The 22,605-nt window shown below is 69.2% G+C and carries 21 protein-coding genes; 14 read left to right on the forward strand and 7 right to left on the reverse strand.

Annotated features, from left to right (window positions below; translation table 11 throughout):
- Positions 1-46: 46 nt before the first annotated feature.
- Positions 47-1,237, reverse strand: a complete 1,191-nt coding sequence (locus ACQPWU_RS06355) for a helix-turn-helix domain-containing protein (RefSeq protein WP_433437588.1) — start codon at positions 1,235-1,237, stop codon at positions 47-49.
- A 72-nt stretch (positions 1,238-1,309) separates the two neighbouring features.
- Positions 1,310-1,789 (reverse strand): MarR family winged helix-turn-helix transcriptional regulator, encoded by a 480-nt coding sequence (locus ACQPWU_RS06360; protein ID WP_433437590.1) that lies wholly within the window; start codon positions 1,787-1,789, stop codon positions 1,310-1,312.
- Between the two features lie 94 nt (positions 1,790-1,883).
- Here ACQPWU_RS06360 and ACQPWU_RS06365 point away from each other — a divergent pair, with 94 nt between their 5' ends.
- On the forward strand, positions 1,884-2,744 hold the full coding sequence (locus ACQPWU_RS06365; RefSeq protein WP_433437592.1) for a haloalkane dehalogenase: 861 nt from the start codon (positions 1,884-1,886) through the stop codon (positions 2,742-2,744).
- A 13-nt stretch (positions 2,745-2,757) separates the two neighbouring features.
- On the opposite strand, the gene ACQPWU_RS06370 is transcribed toward ACQPWU_RS06365, so the two are convergent.
- A complete protein-coding gene (locus ACQPWU_RS06370) occupies positions 2,758-3,264 on the reverse strand; it encodes a MarR family winged helix-turn-helix transcriptional regulator (protein WP_433437594.1) in 507 nt (168 codons plus the stop codon).
- 61 nt (positions 3,265-3,325) lie between these two features.
- On the opposite strand from ACQPWU_RS06370, the gene ACQPWU_RS06375 reads away from it, so the two are divergent.
- Positions 3,326-4,606 carry an amidohydrolase family protein gene (locus tag ACQPWU_RS06375; RefSeq protein ID WP_433437596.1) on the forward strand — a complete coding sequence of 427 codons (1,281 nt, stop codon included), beginning with the start codon at positions 3,326-3,328 and terminating at the stop codon, positions 4,604-4,606.
- Between the two features lie 30 nt (positions 4,607-4,636).
- Complete coding sequence (locus ACQPWU_RS06380) at positions 4,637-5,680, forward strand: YihY/virulence factor BrkB family protein (RefSeq protein WP_433437598.1); 1,044 nt, start codon at positions 4,637-4,639, stop codon at positions 5,678-5,680.
- On the opposite strand, the gene ACQPWU_RS06385 is transcribed toward ACQPWU_RS06380, so the two are convergent.
- Positions 5,669-6,778 (reverse strand): D-alanyl-D-alanine carboxypeptidase family protein, encoded by a 1,110-nt coding sequence (locus ACQPWU_RS06385; protein ID WP_433437600.1) that lies wholly within the window; start codon positions 6,776-6,778, stop codon positions 5,669-5,671. The two genes, ACQPWU_RS06380 and ACQPWU_RS06385, sit on opposite strands and share 12 nt — an antisense overlap.
- Before the next feature lie 83 nt (positions 6,779-6,861).
- On the opposite strand from ACQPWU_RS06385, the gene ACQPWU_RS06390 reads away from it, so the two are divergent.
- Positions 6,862-7,110, forward strand: a complete 249-nt coding sequence (locus ACQPWU_RS06390; protein WP_433437601.1) for an SCO4848 family membrane protein — start codon at positions 6,862-6,864, stop codon at positions 7,108-7,110.
- Here the strand turns inward: ACQPWU_RS06390 and ACQPWU_RS06395 are convergent.
- A complete protein-coding gene (locus tag ACQPWU_RS06395) occupies positions 7,082-8,434 on the reverse strand; it encodes a peptide ligase PGM1-related protein (RefSeq protein WP_433437602.1) in 1,353 nt (450 codons plus the stop codon). The two genes, ACQPWU_RS06390 and ACQPWU_RS06395, sit on opposite strands and share 29 nt — an antisense overlap.
- A 533-nt stretch (positions 8,435-8,967) precedes the next feature.
- Here ACQPWU_RS06395 and ACQPWU_RS06400 point away from each other — a divergent pair.
- Entirely contained in the window at positions 8,968-10,191 is a 1,224-nt protein-coding gene (locus ACQPWU_RS06400) for a M20 family metallopeptidase (protein ID WP_433437603.1), read from the forward strand.
- A gap of 158 nt (positions 10,192-10,349) precedes the next feature.
- Here ACQPWU_RS06400 and ACQPWU_RS06405 read toward each other — a convergent pair whose 3' ends face one another.
- Positions 10,350-12,236, reverse strand: coding sequence for a Xaa-Pro dipeptidyl-peptidase (locus ACQPWU_RS06405; protein WP_433437605.1), 1,887 nt, complete (start codon positions 12,234-12,236; stop codon positions 10,350-10,352).
- A gap of 277 nt (positions 12,237-12,513) precedes the next feature.
- Here ACQPWU_RS06405 and ACQPWU_RS06410 point away from each other — a divergent pair, with 277 nt between their 5' ends.
- From ACQPWU_RS06410 to ACQPWU_RS06435, 6 genes are all read left to right on the forward strand, one after another.
- Positions 12,514-13,584: a BMP family lipoprotein gene (locus tag ACQPWU_RS06410; RefSeq protein ID WP_433437606.1), complete on the forward strand. Its 1,071-nt coding sequence runs from the start codon at positions 12,514-12,516 to the stop codon at positions 13,582-13,584.
- Positions 13,585-13,668: 84 nt separating this feature from the next.
- The gene (locus ACQPWU_RS06415; protein WP_433437608.1) at positions 13,669-15,237 is read left to right on the forward strand and encodes an ABC transporter ATP-binding protein; all 1,569 of its coding nucleotides are present in this window, start codon (positions 13,669-13,671) and stop codon (positions 15,235-15,237) included.
- Positions 15,237-16,379: an ABC transporter permease gene (locus ACQPWU_RS06420; RefSeq protein ID WP_433437610.1), complete on the forward strand. Its 1,143-nt coding sequence runs from the start codon at positions 15,237-15,239 to the stop codon at positions 16,377-16,379. Before ACQPWU_RS06415 ends, ACQPWU_RS06420 begins: the two co-directional genes overlap by 1 nt.
- Entirely contained in the window at positions 16,376-17,650 is a 1,275-nt protein-coding gene (locus ACQPWU_RS06425; protein WP_433437612.1) for an ABC transporter permease, read from the forward strand. Before ACQPWU_RS06420 ends, ACQPWU_RS06425 begins: the two co-directional genes overlap by 4 nt.
- Positions 17,647-18,045, forward strand: coding sequence for a cytidine deaminase (locus ACQPWU_RS06430; protein ID WP_433437613.1), 399 nt, complete (start codon positions 17,647-17,649; stop codon positions 18,043-18,045). The genes ACQPWU_RS06425 and ACQPWU_RS06430 overlap by 4 nt, the downstream gene beginning before the upstream one ends.
- Positions 18,045-19,322: a thymidine phosphorylase gene (locus tag ACQPWU_RS06435; RefSeq protein WP_433437614.1), complete on the forward strand. Its 1,278-nt coding sequence runs from the start codon at positions 18,045-18,047 to the stop codon at positions 19,320-19,322. The genes ACQPWU_RS06430 and ACQPWU_RS06435 overlap by 1 nt, the downstream gene beginning before the upstream one ends.
- 153 nt (positions 19,323-19,475) lie before the next feature.
- Here the strand turns inward: ACQPWU_RS06435 and ACQPWU_RS06440 are convergent, their stop codons facing one another.
- Entirely contained in the window at positions 19,476-19,862 is a 387-nt protein-coding gene (locus tag ACQPWU_RS06440; RefSeq protein ID WP_433437616.1) for a MarR family winged helix-turn-helix transcriptional regulator, read from the reverse strand.
- A gap of 87 nt (positions 19,863-19,949) precedes the next feature.
- Here ACQPWU_RS06440 and ACQPWU_RS06445 point away from each other — a divergent pair, with 87 nt between their 5' ends.
- The 3 genes from ACQPWU_RS06445 to ACQPWU_RS06455 all read left to right on the forward strand — a co-directional run bounded on the left by ACQPWU_RS06445 (position 19,950) and on the right by ACQPWU_RS06455 (position 22,574).
- On the forward strand, positions 19,950-21,359 hold the full coding sequence (locus ACQPWU_RS06445) for an MFS transporter (protein ID WP_433437618.1): 1,410 nt from the start codon (positions 19,950-19,952) through the stop codon (positions 21,357-21,359).
- 281 nt (positions 21,360-21,640) lie between these two features.
- Positions 21,641-22,219, forward strand: a complete 579-nt coding sequence (locus tag ACQPWU_RS06450; RefSeq protein WP_433437620.1) for an AMIN-like domain-containing (lipo)protein — start codon at positions 21,641-21,643, stop codon at positions 22,217-22,219.
- A 4-nt stretch (positions 22,220-22,223) separates the two neighbouring features.
- Positions 22,224-22,574: a cupin domain-containing protein gene (locus ACQPWU_RS06455; protein WP_433437622.1), complete on the forward strand. Its 351-nt coding sequence runs from the start codon at positions 22,224-22,226 to the stop codon at positions 22,572-22,574.
- Positions 22,575-22,605: the final 31 nt, after the last annotated feature.

The following is a 22,605-nucleotide window of genomic DNA, read 5'->3' on the forward strand; positions in this document are numbered from 1 at the left end:
TGACGAACTCGAGCAAGAGATCTCCCTGTTCGCCGCGACCGAACTCTTAGTTCGCGATGTCGTGGCGTTCGGCGAGATGGCGGACCTCCGGGGCCCACGACGGCCGCGCCCGCCGGGCCAGCGACCGCACCATCTCCCTCAGCAGCAGCTTGTGGTCGAGCTCCTCTGGGCTCTCGCGCTCGATCCGCAGCAGGTGGAGCAGGCTGGCGGCGTCGTCGCCCACGTCCTCGCAGGCGCGGGCGACCTGGCACAGATGGGTGGTGCGCCGCTCGATGGACGGCGTCCGCCGCAGGTCGATGTCGTCGGCGATCTGCAGCACCGCCTCCGGACGGCCGGTGTCGCTCTCGATGCCGGCCATGTGGATGGCGACGTTGGTGGGCCCGAAGAAGGCCAGGTCGTAGACGCCGGACCCGTCCTCCACGCGCTGCGCGAGCTGCGCGGCGGGCCCGCGTACCCGCTCCCTGGCCTCGTCGTCGTTGCCCCCGCGGGCCGCGCTGACCGCGGCGAGCAGGTGCAGCGCGCCGAGCGCCTTGATGTGGCGGTCGTCGCCGTCGGCGACGTGCGGCTCAAGGATCTCCAGACCACGCCGGGCGATGTCGTACGCGATCTGGTGCATGTCGTCGGCCAGCATCGACTGTCCCAGATTCCAGTACGCCCACGCGCGAATCAGCGGATCCGCCGTCTCCTCCGCGAAGCGCATGGCCCGGTCCGCCGCGAGATGCGCGAGGTCCACCCGTCGCAGATGCTTGAGCACGCCCCTGGCCAGCATGTACGCGTCCGACGCCACGCTGTGCGCCTGCGGCGTGCCCTCGAGCGCGACGTTCTCGGCGTCGGTTATCAGGGACGGCAGGGCCGACATCAGGATCGAATAACGGCGCGTCGAGGTGAACCAGGCGTTGCGCGCCGCCGCCACGCGTTCGGCGAGCTGGTCGGCGTCGGGCGGCTCGATGTCGGGCTCCAGCGAGCGGCAGGTGAACAGGGCGCGCTCGATGTCGCTGATCTGCGGCCTGCTGGGCTCGTGCGAGTCACGCGGAGCTTCGCCTAAGAGCACGGCCGTGCGCACGCCCAGCACTTTGGCGATCTCCCGGAGCAGGGGGAGTGAGGGTGTTCGCTTGCCGTGCTCGACCAGCTCGATGTGCCTGGGGGTGCAGCCGGACTGGGTCGCCAGCGCGGTGGTGCTCATGCCCCTTCGCTCGCGCTGGAGCCTGATCATCTGTCCGGTGCTGATTTCGGCCATAGGCGTGGCGCCTCCTGGGTCGGTCTCAACGTTCCCTCAGGCTAGGGCTCCCGGAGATCGCCTGCCATGGATTCAGTCCTGCTCAGGGGAGCTGCCACGGCCCGAATGGTGCTCCAGCAGGCGGGCCAGGAAAGCCGAGAACTGCTCGCGTTCCGGTTGACTCAAAGGGGCCAGAACGTCGTCCTGAAGCCCCGCGATGAGCGTGTGCAGTCGACGGACGTGCCGGAGGCCCTCCGGCGTGATGGTGATGACGTTGCGGCGGCGGTCGGCGGGGTCGGGGGCGCGCTCCACGAACCCGCGCTCCGCCAGCTCGTTGATGACGGCGACCAGGTCGCTGCGGTAGATGCCGGTGCGTCTGCTCAGCTCGGCCTGGCTCGCCGGGCCGGCCTCGCGCAGCGCGACGAGCGCCGCGTAGTGCCACTTGCGGGCGTCGGCGCGGGCCAGGCCCTCGCTCACGAGCCGGTCGGAGTGCATCGCGACCAGCGACAACATCCTGCTGGGCAGGAGGCGCAGCGAGACGGGGGTGGCCGGCGTGTCGTCCGTCATGTTCATGCTTCCCGATCCTATCCCGTTGCGTTAGTGCCACTAACGATGTATATTCGTTAGTGCGACGAACGTTAGTCCAACTTACGAAAGAAGGATCGTCATGCCTGAGATCGACGTGCTCGACTCGACCATGTACTACGAGGACTCCAGTGGTTCCGGATTGCCCATCGTGTTCCTGCACGGGAATCCGGCGTCCTCCCGACTGTGGCGAAACGTGCTGCCGGAGGTGGACGGGCGGCTGCTGGCTCCTGACCTCATCGGCATGGGGCGCTCGGGGAAGCCCGACATTCCGTACCGGTTCGGTGACCACGCCCGCTACCTCGACGCCTGGTTCGACGCGCTCGGATTGGACGAGGTGGTGCTGGTGGGGCACGACTGGGGAGGCGCGCTCGGGTTCGACTGGGCGGCCCGGCATCCGGGACGGGTGCGTGGCGTGGCGTTCATGGAGACCTTCGTCCGCACGATGAGCTGGGATGACCTGGGCGAAGGTCCGCGTGCCCGTGCCGAGCTGATCAGGAGCGCCAAGGGGGAGTCGCTGGCGCTCGATCAGAACTTCCTCGTGGAGACGGCGTTCACGGGCGGGGTGCTGTCGAGCTTGAGCGAGGAGGAGAAGCAGTCGTACCTGGCGCCGTACCCCACCCGGGAGAGCCGGCGGCCGCTGCTGGAATGGGCCCGGTCGTTCCCGCTCGACGGCGAGCCCGCCGACGTGGCGGATCGGGTGGATGGGTACGGGAAGTGGCTGGGCGGCAGCTTCGAGGTGCCCAAGCTGCTGCTCACCTTCGACTCCTCGCCGACGTTGCTGATCGGTGAGGAGATGGCGGCCTGGTGCGTGGAGAACATCGCCGCCTTGGAGGTCGAGCACTGTGGCCCGGCCGGCCACCACGCTCCGGAGGACCGCCCCGAGGCCATCGCGGCCGCGCTCAACGCCTGGGCGGCCCGCCACGGGTTGCGGGAGAGCTGATCCAGCCGGCGGGTCAGCGGTAGCGGCGGCGGCCGACGTGCGAGAGGACCTCGCGAAGCGCGTCGGCCGCCCCCCGTACGACCTCGTCCGGGATCCCGGACGCCACCTCGCTGTAGGCCCGCCCGGAGGCCTCCAGGGCGGCATCCGTCACGCGCCGTCCCTCGTCGGTGAGCTGGACCCAGCGGCTGCGCGCGTCACCCGAGTTGGCCTCGCGCTCGACGTATCCCGCCGCCGTCAGGCGCTGCAGCACGTTGCTGATCCCTCCGGAGGTGAGGAACAGCGCCTTCGACAGCTCACTCGGCTTCATCCGGTACGGCGCTGCCGCCCGGCTCAGCGCGGCCAGCACGTCGAACTCGGCGTATGTCAGCCCCAGCTCGGCCAGCTCGGCCTTGACCGCCTGGTCGAAGGTCAGATGGAGCCGCGACATCCGCTTGCCCAGCTCCAGCGCGGCGATGAGCGACGGCGACAGGCCTGCTTCCTCCCACCGGGGGACCATCGCGTCGATCTCGTCGGGCTGCACGCCATCGAGCATACCGAGCAGCGGATTGCTTTCAAAAAAGCTTTTCATTAAGCTTTTGGTCATGGCATCCACCATCCTGATCAAGAACGGCGTCGTCGTCGACACCGAGCCCGAACCCGTCGTGCTGGGCCGGGTGGACGTACGGATCGAGCACGGCGCCATCGCAGAAGTGGGCCCCGGCCTCCCCGAGGGCCCGGGGGCCGAGGTCATCGACGCGACCGGGCGGATCGTGCTCCCCGGGTTCGTCGACACCCACCGCCACACCTGGCAGGCCGGCATCAGGGCCGTCGCGCCCGACATCGCGTTCGACGGCTACCTGCGCCGGGTCCTCACCGAGCTCGCCCCCCGTTACCGCCCTCAGGACGTCTACGCGGGCAACCTGGCGGGCGCGCTGGAGTGCCTGGACGCGGGCATCACCACGCTGCTCGACTGGTCGCACATCCAGTTCAGCCCCGGCCACACCGAAGCCGTTGTGCGGGCGCTGCACGAATCCGGCATCAGGGCCGTGTTCGGCTACTGCCACGGCGGTCAGCCCGGCGAGCTGACCAGGGAGACCCGGAGGGTGCACGACGTGCTCTCCAGCGCATCCGGCCTGGTCACGATGGCGGTCGCCGCCCTCGGCCCGGAGATCGCGGGGGAGGAGCGGGCGCTGGAGGAGTGGCGCGTGGCCGCCGAGCTCGGCCTCCCGGTCACCGCGCACCTGGGCGGCCACGGCCCTGAGAGCGCCGCTCAGGGGCTCTCGTTCCTGGAGTCGAACGGGCTGCTCGCCACCCCCACGACATTCGTGCACGCGCTGCATTACAGCGACGAGGAGCTCAAGCGCATCGCCGCCGCCGGCGGCACCGCCTCACTCGCCCCCGTGGACGAGATGAACCTGGGGCTCGGCTACCCGTCCGCGGGCCGCGCCAGGGCGGCGGGCATCCCGACGGGCCTCGGCGCCGACACGGTGGTGTGCGCGCCCGGAGACATGTTCAGCCTGATGCGGACCGTCCACCTGCTCGAACGCGGCCGCCCGGGTGGCGCGGGGATGAGCTTCACCACCCGCGACGCGCTACGCATGGCCACGATCGAGGGCGCCGAGGTGCTCGGCCTGGCGGACGTCGTCGGCTCGCTGCGGCCGGGCAAGCAGGCCGACCTGATGCTGCTGCGGGCCGACACCCTCGGCATGGCGGCGGCCCACGACCCGATCGGCGCCGTCGTGCTGAACGCCGACACCAGCTCGGTGGACACCGTGCTGGTCGCGGGGCGTGTGGTCAAGCGTGGTGGGCAGTTGCTCCACCATGACCTGGCGGCGGTCCTCGCGGCCCTCACCGAATCGGCTGGTACGGTCGTCGCCACCTGACCGCCGCAGTGGGTCGCCGGGAGGCGCGTGATGGCCAGCTTGACGGAGCGGATCGAGGCGATCAAGGCCTGGGGCCGCGGCAAGGTGGACTCCTGGCGGGTCCGCCGGCGGTGGTTCGACCATCTGATCAGGGCGATCCAGCGCTACCAGGTCCAGAACGGCGACCGGCTGGCGGGCGCGGTCACGTACTTCGCGTTCCTGTCGTTCTTCCCGCTGATCTCCCTCTCGTACGCGGTGCTCGGGTTCGTGGTGGCGACCAGCGCGACCACCAGGAAGGCCCTGGAACAGGCCATCGTCGAACGGCTGCCCGGCATCGCCGGCCAGCTCAACCTCGAGGCCATCGGCATGGCCAAGGAGACCGCGGGGATCATCGGCCTGCTCGGTCTCCTCTACGCCGGGCTCGGCGCCCTGGACGCGCTGCGCGGGGCGTTGCGCGAGATGTCGATGATCACCACGCCGCCGCTCAACTTCTTCCTGGGCAAGCTACGCGACCTGGCCTCGCTGATCCTGATCGGGGTGACGATGATCGCGTCCGTGCTGGTCGCCGGGTTCGCCACCACGGCCACGGACAAGGTCATGCACCTCGTCTTCGGCAGCGAGTCGGAAGTGACCACCTGGGGATTGCGGGCGGCGGCCGTCGCGGCGAGCGTGGGGGCCGACTGGCTGCTGTTCGTGATCCTGCTCGGCTGGGTGGCCAGGCCGAGCCAGCCGTTCCGGGTGATCGCCAAGGGGGCGTTGCTGGGCGCGATCGGATTCGGGCTGCTCAAGCAGGTGGCGACGCTGCTGCTCGGGCACACGCTGAGCAACCCGATCTACGGCACGTTCGCCGTCATCGTCGGGTTGCTCATCTGGATCAACTTCTCGGCCAGGCTCGTGCTCTATGTCGCCGCCTGGACGGCCACCGCCGGCTACTGCCCGCCGCCGTCCCCCTCTCCGATCCCGTCCTCGGGCGCGCGGCCGGACGAGGGGCAGGAGCCGCACAAGGCATGCGGCCCGGAGCGGGCGTCAGAGCCGCGTACGCGACCCCGGCCGGACGGCAAGGCCTCCGGACCTGCGACGACCTCAGACGCGTGACCTGTCGCGGCGACGGCGGCGGATGCCGTACCCGAGCCAGATCAGCCCGAACAGCAACCCTCCACCGATCACCACGGACCCGATGAGCTTGGTGGAGTCACTCTGCTTGGCGGCCCTGTCCAGCAGCGGCGGCTGGGCGGCCGGCGTGACGTGCGAGGCAGGCGCCGAAGCCCGCGGGGCGGCCTGGGCGTCCGGGATCGGGTCCACGAGCTTCCCGACCGGCTGGGCCTTGCCTCTGACCGAGAAGCCCCAGTCGAGCAGCTTGGCCACCTCGTCCCAGAAGTAGCCCTCGTGGCGCATGATGCTCACCACGATCGTGTGCCCGTCGCGGTTCGCCGCACCCACGAAGCTCCCCAGGGCCTTCGAGGTCCAGCCGTTCTTGACGCCGATCATGCCCTTGTAGCGCCAGAGCAGCTTGTTGTGGTTGCTGATCTCGTAGTGGCCCTTGGGGGCAGGAAAGTTAGCGGTCTTTGTACTGATATATCCGCGGAATGCGGGATTAGCGAGGCCGGCGCGGGCGATCAGCGCCAGGTCGTACGCCGAGCTGCTCTGCCCCGGCTTGTCCAGCCCGCTGGGCGTCTTCGCCACGGTGTCGTACGCCTGCAGCCGCTTGGCCTCGGCGTTCATGTCACGCATGGTCTTGGCCAGGCCGCCGTTCGTCTCGGCAAGTGCCATGGCCGCGTCGTTGCCCGACGACATCATCATCGCCCTGAACAGGTCGTCGATCTTGTACGTCGTCTTGACCGACAGGCCGACCGCCGTACCCTCCTGGTTGCAGGCGTTGTCGCTGGGGCGGATCCTGCGGTTCTTGTCGAGCTTGGGAATGAGGGTGAGCGCGGTCAGTGTCTTGAGCGTGCTGGCCGGCAGGTATCGCCCGTGGGCGTCCTTGGCGGCGAGCACATCACCTGTCTCCACGTCCGCGATGACGAACGACGTAGCCTGGGTCTTGGGCGGCTCCTTGACGCCCGCGGGCGTCACGAGACCGTGGCTGCCCAGCGCCTGGCCGCCGACCGGCGTCGTCGGCGCGGCATATGCGGTCCCCCCGGTGAGCGAGACCGAGGCGATGAGTGCCGTGACCGGCAGGATTTTCGTCCACATGGCGGTCTCAGCGTAGCTTCGTGTGAATGCCCATGTGGCGACACATCCCCCGAAGATCCACCTTTGATACAAGAGAGGCACTGATGTCGCGAAAGATCGCCGGATTCCTCATCATCCTGGGCGTATTCATGATCTTTGAATGGGTGAACCTGGGTTTTAACTTGGCCGACGGGCATCCGACCAGCTTCTACGTGGTCCACGGCATCCTGATCGCGGTGAACATCATCCTCGCCGTCGTGTTGGGGATCATCGGCTGGCGTGGCTTCCAGGGCGCCACGAAGCAGGCGCCGGGTGCGCAGCCCGTCAAGGGCCGCACAGGAGACGCCGGGTGAGGGCGTGCAGCTCGTCGGCCTCCTCACGTGAGTCGCCTATCGAGGTGAAGCCCAGCTTGCCGTGCTCGGGGATGGCCCCGAGCAGATGGAACACGTTCCCGGTGCGCCGCTCCGCGTCGAAGCCGATCCCGAGCCGCTCGGCCGTACGCATGATCTCGCCGGGGGCGCGCCCCCGCAGGCAGGAGGAGGAGCAATTGTCGGTCGCCGTATAGAACTTCGGCTGATTTTCGGACATGAGGAGGCCGCTGGCCGGATCGTACGAGGCGCCGGTCGTCAGCACGGCCGCGCCGAGCGGATGCGTGGTGCCGCCGATCCGCAGGTTGATCTCGCACAGCAGCGCCGCGTACCCGGCGTCGGCCTTCAGCGCGAAGAAGTCCATGCCGAACAGCCCCACCACGCCCCGCCCGGCCAGGACCCGCGCGATCCTCTCGGCCGCCGCGCCCACCTCGGCGCGGTACTCCGGCGCGGCAGGGAACGTGCAGCCCTGGTAGACGTGGCCGTTCGGCCCGCCGAGCACCTGGTCGTGCGTGGCCAGGACCTGCGCGTCGCCACCGGGCGTGATCTGGGCCAGCGCGCTCGGGTAGTACAGCGGCCGGTGCTCGATGAACTCCTCGACCACCGCCCCGCGGTCCCTGATCTTCGCGGTGAAGCTGTCCCAGGTCTCGTCGGCCGCCGAGAAGCTGGTCTGCGACCTGTCGGCCTTGGGGACGATCGCGTTGCCGAGTCCGGAGTAGCCGTCGTTCAGCTTGACGATCACCCGCTCACCCGGCAGGGCCTCGATCGCCTCCTCGATCTCCAGCACGTTCCGCACGTCGCCGAAGCCCCGTGCCATCGGCACGCCCGCCTCGTGACCGACCTCGCGCGACCCGCTCTTGGAGCCGTAATAGGCCAGAGAGGTGGCCGGGCCGTAGAGGGGGACGTTGAGTAACGAGGCGAGCTCCTCCTCGAGCTCGCTCAGGACGAACGGCACCAGCCAGGCGTCGCCCTCGACGGCCGCGCGCAACTGCTCCAGCGCGTCGGGTCGGGCGAGCAGGGACTTGGTCAGCGGCTGGGACCAGGGATCGTCGAGGCTGATCAGCGTGAGCCGCTTGGCGGCGTCATCCGGATCGGGCAGGAACCCGAGGTAGTACTCGACGATGTCGGGATCGACGGGCGCGGTGGAGAGGTAGACCACCTTGATCCCGGGTTCGCGCAGCGTGAGCAGCAGGAAGAGCAGGCGCTCCTCGTACGATCTGGCTCCGGTGATCCGGCGAAGCTCGTCCTGCGGAAGCGAGAGCGAGGGTACGACCACCATGGTCCCCTCGCTCGGCTTGAAGATGCTCAACCCAGCATACTTCTCCCCGAACGGGATATTAGTGATCATATAGCGAGTGAAACACGCATTCTTCTCAAATGCAGCCACCGCCGAAGTGTGATGACCATGACAGAAGGTGACAGGATTCGGAATCGCTGACCACGTTTGGAAGTGGCGACATCGGGTCACGATCTACTGATCCGTTGTAACTATTTCCGGATCCGGCGTGTGCTCGCGAGCATGGTCACCTGAGGTTTAGGGGCCATGCTGGGGGGAGTTTTTGGCATATCCGTCGCCGAGAACTCTCGTGAGGGCGATAAAGTCGAAGCATCGCCATCGGGCTCACGGCCGACCGCTGTGCTCCCGGGCTGCAGCGGCACTCGCGCCTGACGACGCGCAAGCCCATGCTGACGATCTCGCGCACCCCGACAAGTGGGTGTGTTTTTTGATTCGCCGAGCGGCCGCTCGACCGGGGGGCCACGGCGGGCGTACGAGCTTTCAGAGCGCACGAGCCGCGATGGTCGGACATATTGGGGCGCGCGGCATGGACGGGATGGTGACATATGAGGGGACGTGAGCTGCGGGGCGAACTCGACGCGTTCCTGGCGGAGACCGAACAGGACCTCGTGGCGTTTCGCCGCGACATCCACTCGCACCCTGAGCTGGCCTTCGCCGAATATCGCACGACGCAGCGGATCGCCGAGCGGCTCACTGCCGCCGGCCTGGCCCCTTCTGTGCTCCCGCGCGGCACCGGTCTGATCTGTGACGTGGGCAGCGGCGACGGCCCGACGATCGCGCTGCGCGCCGACATCGACGCGCTGCCCCTGCAGGACGAGAAGGACGTGTCCTACCGCTCCACCGTGGCCGGGGCCTGCCATGCCTGCGGCCACGACGTGCACACCACGGTCCTGCTCGGCACCTCGCTCTTCCTCGCCCAGCAGGCCGCCGCGGGCCTGCTGCCCGGCCGCGTGCGCCTGATCTTCCAGCCCGCCGAGGAGCTGCCCGGCGGCGCGCTCGAGGTCATGGCGCAGGGCGGCATCAGCGGCGTCGACCGCATCTTCGGTCTCCACTGCGACCCGCGCGTGGACGTCGGCCAGGTCGGGCTCAAGCCCGGCCCGATCACCTCGGCCTGCGACAAGCTGACCGTCAGGGTCTCCGGCCCCGGCGGCCACACCGCCCGCCCTCACCTGACGGCCGACCTGGTCTTCGCCCTGGCCAAGATCCTCACCGAGCTGCCCGCCGCCCTGTCGCGCCGCGTCGACCCCCGTTCCTCGCTCAGCCTCGTCTGGGGCAGGGTCGAGGCGGGCTCGGCGGCCAACGCGATCCCCGACGACGGCGTCGCCGAGGGCACGGTCCGCTGCCTCGACGAGAACGCCTGGCACGCCGCGCCCGACCTGATCAAGTCCCTCCTGGAGTCGGTCGCCTCCGCCTACGGTGTGGAGGCCACGATGGACTACACGCGCGGCGTGCCGCCCGTGGTCAACGACGAGGTCAGCGTCGAGATGCTGGCCGAGGCCGCCGAGCGCGTGCTGGGCGCGGGCGCGGTGGTCCCGACCCAGCAGTCGCTCGGCGGCGAGGACTTCGCGTGGTACCTAGAGTCGATCCCCGGCGCCTTCGCCCGCCTGGGCACCCGCTCGCCCGGCGGTCTGACGTACGACATCCACCAGGGCACGTTCGACGTGGACGAGAAGGCGATCGCGATGGGCGTGCGCGTCATGGCCGCCACCGCGCTGACCGCGCTGTGGGAGGTCGGGCCGCTCGACTCGGTCACCACCGCGATGGCCTGAACCCCGTTTACGCCCCTCACCGCCCTCCCCGCCCCCGCCGCACTTCGGCGGGGTCCCTTTGGGGGAGAGAGGGAAAGGGTCTGGGCGCTCCCTTTGAGGTCGCGGCGCTCCTGCCCCCCGCCGTGCTTTCGGCGGGGGGTCTTTGTGGGATTGCGGGCCTAGACCTGCGGCATTCTGCCGAGGGCCACGGGCAGTCGCAGTGACGACTGCCCCGGCGACACTGTGATCTTGGTGCCCGGCGGGTACCGCAGGGTGTAGTCGTAGTCGGTCGAAATGATCACCAGGCCCAGCCGGTGGCCCTTCTTGAACAGATAGTCCGTCGGCTGGAAGTCCCAGGTGAAGGTGTACTCCTTGCCGGGGCGAAGAGCCTCCGTCCTGTCCGGGCGGTGCCGGTTGCGGACGTCCAGCCACCCCCTCGTGACGATCTTGTACGGGGTCGTGGCCGTGCCGAGCGTCCTGAGCGTCGTGCAGCCCGTGTCACCCGGGATGCCCTGGCCGTAGCAGTAGGTCTGGCCCGTTGAGAGCAGGGTGCCGTTCGCGCGGACGTCCGTGCCGTAGTCCACCAGCAACGCCGTCAGATACGGCGACGCGCCGTCCTTCAGCGAGGCCCGCACCGACACCGTGGGCGTGCCGGAGATCCGCACGTCGGCGGGCAGGTCACCGGTCACGTACGCCAGCCGGTTCGGATCGGCCCCCGTGGCCTCCACCAACTGCTCGGCCGTCCTGACCTTCTGGTCCGTGAACGTCTCCTTGGCCGATCGCGGGCTCGGCGCCGGCCCCAGCTTCGAGCCCGAGCCCGGCCAGAGGGGCACGGTGGCCGCGCCGGGCAGCGGCCAGGAGGCGTGCTGGGCCCACTGACCGGGCGCGATCTCCACGTCCGCCTGCGGCTCGCGCATGATGCCCGAGTCGATCCCGTACAGCCAGTAGTCGAACCAGCCGTGCAGCTGGCGCAGCCACTCGACCGTGCGCAGGTTGAAGGGGTTCATGTGGGTGCCCTGGTGCAGCCAGATCTTGCGCGGCACGTGCCGCTTGGCCAGGGCGTACCACCACTGCGCGAACTGCTTGGTCTTGACGTTCCAGTCGTTGAGCCCGTGCACGAGGAAGACGCTGGCCTTGACCTTGCCGACGTCGTTCAGGTAGTTGCGGGCGTCCCACATGGGGCTGTAGTCGCCGGTGACGCGGTCCTCGGCGGCGGTGATCCGGTCGACCAGTGCGCCGCAGGCCTCCTGACCGTTCTCCCTGGTCAGCACGTACTTGGCGAGCACGTCCAGGTCCTCGCCCTGGAACCCGCCGGGCGCGAGGACGCCGCCGTTGGCGCGGTAGTAGTCGTACCAGCTGGAGATGGAGGCGATCGGGACGATCGTCTCCAGGCCCTCGACGCCTGTCGTGGCGACCGCGTTGGGCAGCGTGCCGTTGTACGAGACGCCGATCATGCCGACCTTGCCCGTGGACCAGGTGGCCTCGACCGGGTTGCCGTCGGCGTCGAAGCCCTTGGCGCGGCCGTTCAGCCAGTCGATCGCGGCCTTCGGGCCGGCCGTCTCGTTGCGGTCGCCGGAGGTGGGGCAGCCGGTGGCGCGGCCGCTGCCGAGGTTCTCCACCAGCGCGACGGCGTACCCGCGGGGCAGGAAGTAGTTGTCGTAGTAGCCGTCGAACGGCTCGGCGGCCAGCTTGTTCGCCAATGCGCTCATGGCGGGCAGCGGGTTGCCGCTCTCGTCCACGTCCACGGGGTGGTTGGCGACGTCGTTGCCGCCGGCGAAGTACGGGCTGGCCTCCATGATGACCGGGACCTTCAGCCCCTGGTCGGTCTCCTTGGGCCGCAGGATGTCCACGGCCACCCGGTCGGGCTTGCCGTCGTTGTCGCTGTCGGTCCCCGCGACCTCGACGAACACCGTCTGCTTCACGGCATCCGCCCTGGAGAAGACCGGCTGGGTGGCGTTGTTCTCGATCTTGATGGCCGGGGTGCCGGCCGTGGCGGGCGTGGTGCCGCTCAAGGCCACGACGAGCAGCGCGGCCAGAGATACGGTCAGTGACTTCCAAGGGCGCATGCGGGCTCCGAAATGAGACTTCCACCGTCTGTCGGAATCTCCGTCATGATTCGCGCTGACACAAGAGGTCAAAGTTGGGCAAATCTTTCCCTGTGTCGCAACGTGTGTCCGAATCGTGCTTCAGGTCACGGACGCGAGTGATGTCGATAACGGAGCGGTTTCGACCCTGTGTGCCAGTTTGGTTCGCCCTGGTCAAGCAACTATCTTCCGTGCAGGTGCCGTACGTTCTTTGGGCCTGACAGCGGCGAGGACGACGGGGAAATGGAAGGGAGTCGCCTTGCTCGGCAAGCGATTCAACAGGGTGGCGATCGGCTCTGTGGCCGGCGTCATGCTCATGGCAGCGGCGGCCTGCGGCGGCAGTGGTGGGGGTACCACGGCCAGCGAGGCGCCCAGCAGCGCCGGTGCGAGCAGCGAGGCGCCGAAGGGCGGTCTCAAGGTAGGACTGGCGTTCGACGTCGGCGGCCGGGGTGACAAGTCGTTCAACGACGCCGCCTACGCCGGCCTGGAGAAGGCCAAGACGGACCTCGGCGCGGACATCAAGGAGCTGAGCCCGGCGGCCGACGGCTCCAACCGCGGTGACCTGCTGCGCCAGCTCGCGGACGCGGGCTACAACCCCATCATCGGTGTCGGCTTCGCCTACGGCGACGACATCAAGAAGACGGCGGCCGAATACCCCGACATCCAGTTCGCGGTGGTCGACTCCGCCTCCAACGGGCCCAACGTGACCGGCCTGCTGTTCGCCGAGGAGCAGGGCTCCTACCTGGCGGGCGTTGCGGCGGCCACCAAGTCCACGGCCAACCACGTGGGCTTCGTCGGCGGCGTCGAGAACGACCTGATCAAGAAGTTCGAGGCGGGCTTCGTGGCGGGCGTGAAGTCGGTCAAGCCGGACGAGAAGATCGACATCAAGTACCTCACCCCCGACGGTGACTTCTCCGGCTTCAAGGCCCCCGACAAGGGCAAGGTCGCGGCCGAGAAGATGTACCAGGACGGCGCGGACATCGTCTACCACGCCGCCGGCGACTCCGGCCTCGGCGTGTTCCAGGCGGCGGCCGCGGCCAAGAAGAAGGCCATCGGCGTCGACTCCGACCAGCGCCAGACGGTCAAGGAAGCCGACCTGCAGCCGGTCATCATGACCTCGATGCTCAAGCGCGTCGACGTCGGCGTCTTCGAGTTCATCAAGGCCTTCCAGGGCGGCGCCAAGGGCGGCACCAACGTCACCTACGACCTCAAGGTCGATGGCGTGGGCCTGTCCACCACCGGCGGCGAGATCGACGACATCAAGGACAAGCTCGACGCGGCAAAGAAGGACATCGTCGACGGCAAAATCACGGTTCCGTCGAAGCCGTAATCGGGGTAGGAGTGACAGCTGAGGGCCCGGAGTCCCCACTTCGGGCCTTCCGTCTATCCCCCGCCCCCCGCTAGGAGAGGCGAAATGAGTGCTGACACCCTGGCCACGGTGAAACCCGCCGTAGAGCTGGAGGGCATCACCAAGCGTTTCCCCGGTGTCGTCGCGAACCACGACATCCGCATCACCGTCCAACAGGGCACCGTGCACGCCATCGTCGGGGAGAACGGCGCGGGCAAGTCCACCCTGATGAAGATCCTGTACGGCATGCAGAAGCCGGACGAGGGCACCATCAGGGTCAACGGCGAGGAAGTGAGCTTCCGCACGCCCAGCGACGCCATCGGCGTCGGCATCGGCATGGTCCACCAGCACTTCATGCTGGCCGACAACCTCACCGTGCTGGAGAACATCGTCCTCGGCGCCGAGCCGAAGAAGGGCGGCAGGCTGGACACCGCCTCCGCCAGGAAACGCATCACCGAGCTGGCCGAGAGCCACGGACTGCGGGTCGATCCCGACAGGCTCGTGGAGGACCTCGGCGTCGGCGACCGCCAGCGCGTGGAGATCCTCAAGGTCCTCTACCGCGGTGCCCGCATCCTGATCCTCGACGAGCCGACGGCTGTCCTGGTGCCGCAGGAGGTCGAGGAGCTCTTCCAGAACCTGCGCGAGCTCAAGGCCGACGGCCTGACCGTCATCTTCATCTCGCACAAGCTCGACGAGGTGCTCGGCATCGCCGACGCGATCACCGTGATCAGGCGCGGCACCACGGTCGCGAGCGTGGACCCCGGCGAGGTCACAGCGCGTCAGCTCGCCGAACTGATGGTCGGCAGCGAGCTGCCCACGCCCGAGACCCGCGAGTCCACGGTGACCGACATCGTGACGCTGAAGGTCGAGCACCTCACCGTGGCGGCCGACGGCCACGACCAGGGAGCCGACCTCGGCAAGAGGCTGCTCCTCGACGACGTCTCGTTCGAGATCCACAGAGGCGAGATCCTCGGCATCGCCGGGGTCGAGGGCAACGGCCAGTCCGAGCTGATAGAGGCGATCATGGGCATCAGGCCCGCGCACGGCGGCATCGGGCTGGACGGGCAGGACATCAGCGACTGGTCCACGCTCAGGCGCAGGGAGTCCGGAATCGGCTACATTCCGGAGGACCGGCACAGACAGGGGCTGCTGCTCGAGGCGTCGCTGTGGGAGAACCGCGTGCTCGGCCACCAGACCAGGAAGCCCGCCCGCAGCGGCATCTGGATCAACCGCCGGGCCTCCAAGGCCGACACAGAGCGCATCGTCAAGGACTACGACGTACGCACGCCCAGCGTCGACACGCTGGCCCTGGCCTTGTCGGGCGGCAACCAGCAGAAGCTGATCGTGGGCCGCGAGATGAGCGGCGAGCCGAAGTTCCTCATCGCCGCGCACCCCACCCGTGGTGTGGACGTCGGCGCGCAGGCAGCCATCTGGGACCACCTGCGCAACGCCAGGGCGGCCGGGCTGGCCGTGCTGCTCATCTCGGCCGACCTCGACGAGCTGATCGGCCTGTCCGACACGCTCCGGGTGATCTACCGGGGGCGGCTGGTGGCCACGCTCGATCCTTCCGACATCACGCCCGAGCGGCTGGGCGGCTATATGACCGGCGCCATCGCCGGCACCGAGGAGTCGTGATGCCCGCGGGCCTCAACCGGGCGCTGCTCACCGTCGCCGGCGCCGTCGTCGCCATCGTCCTGGCCATCGCGATCTGCAGTGTGGCGATCATCGCCGCGGGCGGCAGCCCACTGGACGCGTTCGCCGCCTTCTTCAACTTCGGTGAGACCCCACGGGCGGTGGTCAACGGCGTCGCGACATTCCTCAACCGGGCGGTGCCGCTGTTCATCGCCGGTCTGGCGGTGGCCGTCGGCTTCCGCATGAACCTCTTCAACATCGGAGTGGAGGGCCAATACCGGCTCGCGGCCATCTGCGCCGCATACGTGGGCTCGACGTTCACAGCGCCCAAGCCGATCCAGATCGCAGTGATCATCCTGGTCGCGGCGGTCGTCGGCGGCCTCTATGCGCTGATCCCCGCGGTCATGAAGGTGACCAGGGGCGTGAACGAGGTCATCGCCACGATCATGCTCAACTACATCGCGATCAACCTGGCGGCCTATCTCGTGCGCGGCCCGTTCGCGGGAGAACGCGCCAAGGGGCAGCTCACCACGACCACGCCCGCGCTGGGGGACTCGGCCATGTTCCCCAATCTCAACTTCATCTTCGACTGGTTCGGACAGCCCTCGCCGACCCGAGGTGGCGGCGTGTGGGGCTTCCTGCTCCTGGCGGTCGTCCTCGGCGTGGCGATCTGGGTGGTTCTCGAACGCACCCGCTTCGGCTTCAACATCAAGGCCAGCGGCCTCAACGGCCCGGCCGCGCTCGCCTCGGGCGTCGATCCGAAGAAGATGGTCATCGCGGCGATGGTCCTGTCCGGGGCGATCGCCGGGCTCATCGGCCTGCCGGAGATCCTGGGCGACAAGGGCGCCTTCAACTCCAACTTCACCGCCGGCCTGGGATTCCTGGGCATCGCGGTGGCTTTGCTCGGCAGGAACAAGCCGGTGGGCATCGCGGTCGCCGCGCTGTTGTTCGCCTTCCTCGACAGGGCGCAGGGCGCGCTGCAGTTCGCGAACGTGCCGGCGTCCGTGGTCACGATCATCCAGGGCGTGATCGTCCTGCTCGTCGTCGTGGCCAATGAGGTGACGAACCGGCTGGCGCTCAGATTCGAAGAACAGCGGGCCGCCCAGCAGCTCGGCAGGAACACTCCGGTTGAGGTGGCCGCATGACCAGGCTTGGCAAGTACCACGTGGCGCTCGTCGGCGTGGCCGCGCTCATCCTGCTGATGTCGCTGGTACGCATCGCGTCCGGCCAGAACGACATCACCTCGTCCGGCACGTTCGCCGCCGCGCTGCTGCTCGCGGTGCCGATCGGCCTGGCCGGTCTCGGCGGCCTGTGGGCCGAGCGGGCCGGCGTGGTCAACATCGGTCTCGAAGGCATGATGGTGCTCGGCACCTGGTTCGCCGGCTGGGCCGGATACCAGTGGGGAGCCGTGGCCGCGTTGCTGGCCGGGCTGCTCGGCGGCGCGCTCGGCGGCCTCATCCACGCCGTCGCGACCGTGACGTTCGGCGTCGACCACATCATCAGCGGCGTCGCGATCAACCTGCTCGGCCCCGGTGTCACGCGCTTCCTGTCCGAGGTCCTCTACAAGGAGGGCACCCCCGCGGGGGACGCGGGCGCGGGGATCACCAGCTCGCCCGCGATCACCTCGCCCGCGCCGTCTATCAGCCTGCCGCTGCTGTCGGACGGTCCTGACCTGCTCGGCAAGCTGGAAGGGACGCACTGGTTCCTGCTCTCCGACCTCGCGGGCATCCTGCGCGGGCTCACGCACAATGTGAACGTGCTGGTCATCCTGGCGGTCCTGCTGCTGCCCCTGACGTTCTACGTGCTCTGGCGCACGGCGTTCGGCCTGCGGCTGCGCTCGGCGGGCGAGAACCCCTGGGCGGCCGAGTCGCTGGGCGTGAACGTCTACCTGATCAAGTACATCGCGGTCGTGATCTCCGGCGCGTTCGCCGGGCTCGGCGGCGTGTTCCTGGTCTTCGTCTCCACCAAGTACGTGGAGGGCCAGACGGCCGGGCGCGGCTTCATCGGCCTGGCCGCCATGATCTTCGGCAACTGGCGTCCCGGCGGGCTCGCGATCGGCGCCTCGCTGTTCGGCTACGCCGACGGCCTGCAACTGCGCAGCACCGGGGCGATCACCTCGTTCTTCCTGTTCGGCGCCGTGCTGCTGCTCGTCTACCTGGGCGTCATGGTCCGCAGGACGCTCGCCCGGCCCGCCGACCTCGCGGCCACGACCGCCAAGGACTACACGCTGATGGCGGTCGCCGCCGTGGCCATGGTCGTGCTCTTCTGGCTCTGGCTGACCGTCGACCAGCTGCCGAACGAATTCGTCTTCATCACACCACACGTGCTCACGCTGCTCGTGCTCCTGGTGGCTTCGCAGCGGCTGCGGATGCCCAAGGCCGACGGCGTGCGCTATCGCCGGGGGGAGCAACATTGAGCACCATCGACTGGGAGGGCCTGCGCGACGTGGCCGCGGAGGCCATGCGCAACGCGTACGCGCCGTACTCGAAGTTCCCCGTGGGAGCGGCGGCGCTGGTCGACGACGGGAGGGTCGTCAGCGGCTGCAACGTCGAGAACGCCTCCTACGGCGTGGGCCTGTGCGCCGAGTGCGGCCTGGTGTCGGCCCTCCAGGCGTCGGGCGGCGGCCGGCTGGTGGCCTTCACCTGCGTGGACGGTCACGGCGAGCTGCTGATGCCGTGCGGGCGCTGCCGCCAGCTCCTCTACGAGTTCGGCGGCGACGACCTGCTGGTCGAGACCGTGGACGGGCCGAAGCGGATGGCTGAGATCCTGCCGTACGCGTTCGGCCCGCAGGATCTCAGCCGGAGCTCCTGATGGACGCCATCGAGGTCATCCGCGCCAAGCGTGACGGCGGGGAGTTGACCACGGCCCAGATCGACTGGGTGATCGACGCGTACACCCGCGGCGGCGTGGCCGACGAGCAGATGTCCGCGCTGGCCATGGCCATCCTCCTGAACGGCATGAACCGGCGCGAGATCGCCGACTGGACGCAGGCCATGATCCGCTCGGGCGAGCGCATGGACTGGTCCGCGCTCGACCGGCCGACCGCCGACAAGCACTCGACGGGCGGCGTCGGCGACAAGATCACGCTGCCGCTCGCCCCGCTGGTGGCGGCCTGCGGGGCGTACGTGCCGCAGCTCTCGGGGCGCGGCCTCGGGCACACCGGCGGCACGCTCGACAAGCTCGAGTCGATCCCCGGTTGGCGGGCCTCGCTCTCCAACGGCGAGATGCTGCACGTCCTGCGCTCGGCGGGCGCGGTCGTGTGCGCCGCCGGTGCCGGGCTGGCGCCGGCCGACAAGAAGCTGTACGCCCTGCGCGACGTCACCGGCACCGTCGAGTCCATCCCGCTCATCGCTTCGTCGATCATGTCCAAGAAGATCGCCGAGGGGACCGGCTCGCTCGTCCTCGATGTGAAGGTGGGCTCCGGCGCGTTCATGAAGACCCCTTCGGCGGCTCGGGAGCTGGCCGAGACCATGGTCGCCTTGGGGACGGACGCCGGGGTGCGCACGGTGGCGCTGCTGACGGCCATGGACCGGCCGCTGGGCCGGGCCGTGGGGAACGCGCTGGAGGTGGCGGAGGCAGTCGAGGTCCTCCAGGGCGGGGGCCCTGCCGACGTGGTGGAGCTCACCGTACGGCTGGCGCAGGAGATGCTGGAGGCCGCAGGGGTGTCCGGCAAGGACCCCGCCAAGGCTCTGGCGGACGGGTCGGCCATGGACGCCTGGCGCCGCATGATCCTCGCCCAGGGCGGCGATCCCGATGCGCTGCTTCCCCGCTCGGCGGAGACGCTGACGGTGGAGGTGCCGTCGTCCGGGGTGCTGACCCGGCTGGACGCGTACGCGGTGGGGCAGGCGGCGTGGCGGCTGGGGGCCGGGCGGGCGCGCAAGGAGGACCCGGTGTCCTTCGGCGCCGGCATCACGCTGCACGCCAAGCCCGGTGACCTGGTGCGCGAGGGGCAGCCGTTGATGACGCTGCACGCGGACGAGACGTCGCGGTTCTCGCGGGCGCTGGAGGCGCTGGAGGGCGCCTACGCGGTGGGCGAGGCAGGTGGGGAGCTGCTTCCCCTGGTCATCGACCGCATAACGGCCTCGTAGCGCCCCTTGCCGCGCGGCGGGCGTCCCGCCGGCGTGCGCGGGTGTCCTTTTGAGGGGGAGAGAGGCGCGGGCCGGAGAGGGCCGTCTGGCCCGTCGCAGGGGCATGCCGCCGACGTGCGCGGGCGTCCTTCGGGGGACGCGCCGCTGGGGCCGTCAGCGGGCCAGGGCCGGGGCGTCGGCGAAGATCTCGGCGAGGACGGCCCGCTGCGTGGGCAGGGCCTCGGCGTGGCGGGCGCGGCCCTCGTCGGTGATGCAGACGAACACCCCGCGCCGGTCCACGTCGCAGACCCCGCGCGACACGAGCGCGCCCTTCTCCAGGCGGGCCACCACCCGGGACAGTGCGCTCTGGCTCAGGTGGACCTCGTCGCAGAGCTCCTGGATGCGCAGCTGTCTGTCGTGATGGACGATCCGATCGAGCACCTCGAACTCGCTGGGTCCCAGCCCGTGCCGATCGCCAAGCTCGCGCTCCAGCGCGCACATGGCCTTGGCGTGCTTGGCCAGGACGTAATGCCAGGTGTCGACCACGAACTCCTCGTCCATGTCGCGGAGGTTACCACCTCGCTAAATCTCATGCAACGGAATTAAATGCGTTTGCATAAGATGCGTCTGCATGTATTGTTCTGAGCCATGTCCTCTTCCTCATCCCGTTGGGGCGCGCTCGCCGTGCTCTGCGCAGTGATATTCCTTGACGCCCTGGACGTCTCGATGGTGGGTGTCGCCCTGCCCGCCATCCAGCACGACCTGGGTCTGAGTACCTCTTCTCTGCAGTGGGTGGTCAGCGGCTACGTGCTCGGCTACGGCGGTCTTCTGTTGCTCGGGGGCAGGACCGCCGACCTGCTCGGGCGGCGCAGGGTGTTCCTGGTCGCCTTGGGTGTCTTCGCTGTGGCGTCGTTGCTCGGTGGTGTTGTGGACGACGGCGGTCTGCTGATCGCGGCCCGGTTCATCAAGGGGGTGGCCGCGGCCTTCACCGCGCCGGCGGCTTTGTCGATCATCACGACGACTTTCCCTGAAGGGCCGGAGCGCAACAGGGCGTTGAGCATCTTCACCGCCTGCGGCGCCAGCGGCTACTCGCTCGGCCTCGTGTTGTCCGGCTTGCTCACTGAGATCGGCTGGCGGTGGACGCTGCTGATGCCGGTGCCCGTCGCGATCATCGCGCTGGTCGCCGCGCTCAAGGTGCTGCCGCGTGGCCGTGACGAGCGGGCGGAGGGCGGCCACGACCTGATCGGCGCCGTGCTGATCACCGCCTCCATGCTGCTGCTCGTGTTCACCGTCGTGCAGGCGCCCGAGGCCGGATGGGTCTCGCTGCAGACGATCGGTTCGCTGGTCGGCGTGGCCGTGCTGCTCGGTCTGTTCGTCTTCGCCGAGTTGCGGATGCGCCACCCGCTGGTGCGGCTCGGCATCCTGCGCTCCGGCCACATCGTGCGCGCCAACCTGGGGCTGCTGATCCTCATGGGTTCGTACGTCGCATTCCAGTTCGTGGCCATGCAGTACTTCCAGAACCTCCTCGGCTGGTCGGCCCTGGGCACCGCCCTGGCATTCCTGCCGGCGGGCGTGCTGGTCGCGGTCACCTCGACCAAGATGGGCGACTTCGCCGACAGGTTCGGCACCGGCAAGCTGATCGTCATCGGCTCCGCCGCGCTGGCCGGCGGGTACGCGATCTTCCTCGGCATCGACCGCACACCCAGCCTGGGCGGCATGGTGATCCCGGGCATGATCCTCATGGGTATCGCGTTCGCGCTGTCGTTCCCCTCGCTGAACATCCAGGCCACCAGCGGCGTCCATGACGACGAGCAGGGGCTGGCCTCGGGGCTGCTCAACACCTCCGGCCAGGTGGGCGGCGCGATCGTGCTGGCCGTGGTCACCGCGGTGCTCACCTCGGGCGGCGGCGAGACGCTGTCCATCGGCTCGCTGCGCTCGGCGATCGTGGTGTCGCTGGTGCTGGCCCTGGTCGGGCTGGCGATCGCGGCGACCGGCCTGCGCGCCCGCAAGGCCGCGGTCGTCGAGGATGAGAACGTGCAGGTCTACGAGACCGTCTGACCGTCTCTCACCGCGAGGGCCCGCCAGTCCGGCGGGCCCTCGTTCATTTCAGCGCGCCGACCGCCGGCTCACGTGCCTGGTCGGCGTCGCCCGTCAGCAGGTACGCGGTCCGGGCGAACGAGGGCGCGTAATCGGCCGGAAAGATCGATAAATTATCGGATTTTTCACGTATATGACTCCTTGGGGGCAGTTCAGCGTAGAGGGCGGCTCGGTTCCGCGGAAGGCCGGGAAACCGGGCCGTTCCGCCGCTTGCAGGCCCGTAACCTGGGCATCTACCGGGCATGCGCTCGTCATCCCCGCCCGCGCGCCGTTGGTCGCGCTGCCGCGCCGTCGTCCCGCTCGTCTGCCTGGCCCTGTTGACCGGCTGCGGCACGGGCACCCGGGCCGTTCTGACGGACACCCCGTCCGCCACCCGGCATGACTCCGGCGCGCCGACGAGCACCGCCGAGGTGGACGTGCAGCGCGACGGCATGGAGCCCGCCATCGTGACCGGGGTGCGGTGGGCCGGCCACGACACGTACGACCGTGTGATCGTCGACCTCAAGGGCGAGGTCCCCGGATACAACGTCAGGTGGGTCGAGCAGTTCTTGGAGGAGGGCTCGGGCAAGCCCATCGACGTGCGCGGCGGCGCGTACCTCCAGGTCATGCTCTCCCCGGCCGATGCGCACGACGACAAGGGCAAGCCCACATGGGCCGGCGGCCCCGTCTTCCCCGCGGAGCTGGGCAACCTCACCGAGGTGGTCAGGACCGGCGACTTCGAGGGCCACGTCGGCATCGGCCTGGTGCTGGCGAGGCAGGCCGCGTTCCAGCTCAACGAGCAGGGCGGTCCCAGCCGCCTGATCATCGACGTGGCACACTGACCACGTGGTGAGAAAGATCGAGGCCCCGGCCCGCATACCCGTTCCCGGCGGCAAGCTCATCGACGAGCACATCGGACGCGTCAGCAGCGGTGACGACGCGATCTCCATAGCCCACATGACGGCCCCGCCCGGCTGGGAGGAGCCGTCTCAGACGCCGCGGTTCACCGAGTACACCGTGGTCCTGCGCGGCCTGGTGCTGGTGGAGCACGCCGAGGGCACGACGGAGGTCGCGGCCGGGCAGTCGGTGGTGACGTCGCCGGGGGAGAAGGTCCGTTACAGCGTGGGTCCCGAGGGTGCCGAGTACATCGCGGTGTGCCTGCCCGCCTTCTCGCCGGAGAGCGCCGGTCGCGACTGAGTCGTATGGGACGGACGCCCTATCATGGCGA

The sequence above is a fragment of the Nonomuraea sp. CA-141351 genome (assembly GCF_050944675.1).
Lineage (GTDB): Bacteria > Actinomycetota > Actinomycetes > Streptosporangiales > Streptosporangiaceae > Nonomuraea.

Bases quoted from the DNA above. Each gene is read 5' to 3' on its own strand.
- ACQPWU_RS06355 (WP_433437588.1), bottom strand. From the start codon at position 1,237: ATGGCCGAAATCAGCACCGGACAGATGATCAGGCTCCAGCGCGAGCGA.
- ACQPWU_RS06360 (WP_433437590.1), bottom strand. From the start codon at position 1,789: ATGAACATGACGGACGACACGCCGGCCACCCCCGTCTCGCTGCGCCTC.
- ACQPWU_RS06365 (WP_433437592.1), top strand. From the start codon at position 1,884: ATGCCTGAGATCGACGTGCTCGACTCGACCATGTACTACGAGGACTCC.
- ACQPWU_RS06375 (WP_433437596.1), top strand. From the start codon at position 3,326: ATGGCATCCACCATCCTGATCAAGAACGGCGTCGTCGTCGACACCGAG.
- ACQPWU_RS06380 (WP_433437598.1), top strand. From the start codon at position 4,637: ATGGCCAGCTTGACGGAGCGGATCGAGGCGATCAAGGCCTGGGGCCGC.
- ACQPWU_RS06385 (WP_433437600.1), bottom strand. From the start codon at position 6,778: ATGTGGACGAAAATCCTGCCGGTCACGGCACTCATCGCCTCGGTCTCG.
- ACQPWU_RS06390 (WP_433437601.1), top strand. From the start codon at position 6,862: ATGTCGCGAAAGATCGCCGGATTCCTCATCATCCTGGGCGTATTCATG.
- ACQPWU_RS06400 (WP_433437603.1), top strand. From the start codon at position 8,968: ATGAGGGGACGTGAGCTGCGGGGCGAACTCGACGCGTTCCTGGCGGAG.
- ACQPWU_RS06405 (WP_433437605.1), bottom strand. From the start codon at position 12,236: ATGCGCCCTTGGAAGTCACTGACCGTATCTCTGGCCGCGCTGCTCGTC.
- ACQPWU_RS06415 (WP_433437608.1), top strand. From the start codon at position 13,669: ATGAGTGCTGACACCCTGGCCACGGTGAAACCCGCCGTAGAGCTGGAG.
- ACQPWU_RS06420 (WP_433437610.1), top strand. From the start codon at position 15,237: ATGCCCGCGGGCCTCAACCGGGCGCTGCTCACCGTCGCCGGCGCCGTC.
- ACQPWU_RS06425 (WP_433437612.1), top strand. From the start codon at position 16,376: ATGACCAGGCTTGGCAAGTACCACGTGGCGCTCGTCGGCGTGGCCGCG.
- ACQPWU_RS06435 (WP_433437614.1), top strand. From the start codon at position 18,045: ATGGACGCCATCGAGGTCATCCGCGCCAAGCGTGACGGCGGGGAGTTG.
- ACQPWU_RS06440 (WP_433437616.1), bottom strand. From the start codon at position 19,862: ATGGACGAGGAGTTCGTGGTCGACACCTGGCATTACGTCCTGGCCAAG.
- ACQPWU_RS06445 (WP_433437618.1), top strand. From the start codon at position 19,950: ATGTCCTCTTCCTCATCCCGTTGGGGCGCGCTCGCCGTGCTCTGCGCA.
- ACQPWU_RS06450 (WP_433437620.1), top strand. From the start codon at position 21,641: ATGCGCTCGTCATCCCCGCCCGCGCGCCGTTGGTCGCGCTGCCGCGCC.